The 2,863-nt window shown below is 43.2% G+C and carries 1 protein-coding gene; it reads right to left on the bottom strand.

What is annotated here, in order from left to right; all coding sequences use genetic code 11:
- The coding region (locus DK861_RS14900) for a hemagglutinin repeat-containing protein (protein WP_204101276.1) at window positions 1–2,863 on the bottom strand (2,863 nt) is incomplete at both ends.

Raw genomic sequence — 2,863 nt, 5'->3', positions numbered from 1 at the left:
GTAATTTCAACACCTTGCTGTCCGCTAAAGGTGCTTCCAACCACGTTTTCTTGGGCGGTATCCACAAGACGACTGTAACTTTTACGTCCTCCGCCTGAATGCTGATAGTCACTGTCTTCAATCTGTTGTGTGACGGAGTGGATCTCTACATCTTGAGCACGAGCGGTGGTTTTACCTTCGGTGCTATCCACTTGGGCTCCTTGTGCAGTCAAGGTGTTCCCCGCATTCAGGCTGACGCCTTTATCACCACTGAGCGTACTTAATTGCAAGCGCTCTTCTTCACGAGTATTGCTCACGGTGGTGCTTTTACTATTGGCATCAAGGTGGCTTTTAGTCGTGGTACTATCAGCAATAATATTGAGGTTTTCCCCTGCATTTACGGTCAGTTTTTGATCCGCTTTGACTTGACTGCCTTGCAGTGTGACATCTTTCCCCGCAGTGAGATTGAGGTTACCGACAGCGTTTAGTTCGCTTCCTTGTGAGCGTTGCCACTCACCGCTAATATGCGCAAGACGATGTTCACCAGCTTGCTCCATGCCATCACTCGTACGATTGCCCATCGCACCCGATATCACATCAAATTCACCAGAATGGGTACTTTTTGCAGTAGTGATAGTGAGATTATCACGTGCATTTAGATTAATGTCGTTTAATGCATCCAGTTTTGCCCCTTGCAGTTGAATATCGTGGCCTTTTAGAGTGATATCGGTACCGTTGATACGGGCTTGGCGTAGAGCATCTTGCAGATTAGTACTTAAATTAATGCTATCCGCTTGAATATTGACATTTTCACCCCGAATATCGCCACCTTGGTGTTCAAATTGGTTGGCATCAATTTCAAGCCCTTTATTGGCAAGCAGTTGTCCTGCATTATCAAGGCTTTCGGCAGAAAGGTGTAAATTGTTGCCACTAACCAGTGCACCACGGCTGAGCAAATCTAACGTTTTATTTGCTAAATAAACTTTGGGTACTAATACCGTCTGAGGACCTTGCGCAGTCTCAACGGTTTCACTGACTAACCACACAATATCTTGCTGCAATGCCGCAATTTGTTCTGGGGTCAGAGCGACCCCTGGGCGTAAATGAAAATCGCTGGCGACATTGATACCATTGTTCATCAAATGTTGATACTGCGCCATGGCGTCACCTTCATAAAGCGAAGGGCGTCCCGTCAGCTTTAACACTTGTTCGCGCACAAGACGTTGTTCGTAGAACCCATCCCCTAATCGTTTATGCACTTGCGCTGGATCGTAGCCCACGCGTTTCAGTAAATAATCACTGCTGATAAATTTATTACGATTGGTAAAGCGTTCATCCGTGACAATTAAAAACGGATTATCAGGGGATAAATTTTGTCGGAAGAGACCATTATCAGGCAAATCGGTGATCACATTGCCTAAATGTTGTTTTTCAGTCAGTGCAATTTCAGACGGTAAAAGTGGACGCGTTAAAGGCGATGTCACATCCGTATGGGTTAAGTCTGTTTTATCACTGGTGTTTATTTCGGTATTGACGGTTTGTTTCTCCACGCCATCAATATTAAATCCCAGCGGATTACGCTCGAATTCCGCCCGCTCTGCCTTAACCGCGTTTAATGCGGCTTCAATTTCATTAATTTGTGCCGCATTCACCGTGGTATTAGTGATCGATGTTCCGTTGATCGCCACATTGCCATTACCTGAAATAATACTATCAATGGTAGCTAATGCGGTGGTTTCATCATGATTAAAGCTTGGGTACCAGTGTTTAGTATCTCGATCATAGTGATCAACAATATATTCTTGGTGACGCTCATTAACGGAGTAGGCGTTATTTTCGATTTTACCATTCCCATCAATCGTTTGATCCCCTATTGAGGTGATCACACTGGCATCATTAAGTAATAATCCTGAAATAGCCACTTTCATATTGCCACCCGAAAGGATGCGTGCACCTATCCCTTCAGAAATCAATTTATCTCGTGTTACTGTGCCTGAAACAGAACGTTCACGCAGGTTGTTGTAGTCATCGACATAAGGAATATCGGCAAGATCAAGGTGTAATTCAGGGTCCCATTGTTCTATAGAACCAATATCATGTTCACGCCATACGGTATTATGATAAGGCGTTGGAACATCATATTGTCTCCAGCCTCGCGTCTCATAAAAAGTCATGGCGTAACTGCCATCGTTATTGAGTTTTAAGGCAAGATAATTAACCCAAAGATCAGTCAGTTGCCCTTCATTGTTTTTAACGCGGACTTGAGCTCGTTTATTATTTGCATCGATGTCTAATAATGTGCCATAACGGTTTGTTATAGCCTCGTCATTATTTTTAAATGAAAGTCTCTGAGTCGTTGGCTCAATTGTTGTTTTATCTCTATTAACGCCAGAATCATAAGAACGCCAATTGTAGCTATAACGATGCCAGCGATAATCACTTTTCTCCGCTTCTCGCTCGATCTCAAGCCCTTCACGTAAATTATGCAATTGGTCTGCGGTAATTGAGACATCGCCTTCGGCTTCAATAAAGCTAGCTTTATTTTCAATAAATGAACCGGATAGAGATAACTTATCGTCGCTATAAATCAACGCACCATCATGATTTATCAACTTGTCACGAGCGGCTAAATCAAGAGATTGTGTCGTTGCAATAACGGCATTTTTACTTTTATTTTCCAGTAATTGAGTGTGAATAACCCCATTATCACCCATAATAGTGGCGGAATTATCCAAGCTTGTCAGGTTAAAGGTAAAATCGTCAGCTTCAAGGCGACCACTGTTTTTAAGTGAACCTGTATTGAGATTAAATGCACGGCTGACTAATGTGCCTGAGTTGATCACGTCTTGGCTTTTTATCGTCAGTGAAGCGGGTAATAACCAGT

Origin of the sequence: Proteus sp. TJ1640 (assembly GCF_003144445.1) — a bacterium.
GTDB lineage: Bacteria > Pseudomonadota > Gammaproteobacteria > Enterobacterales > Enterobacteriaceae > Proteus > Proteus penneri.
This window is presented reverse-complemented; position numbering and strand designations above follow the sequence as displayed.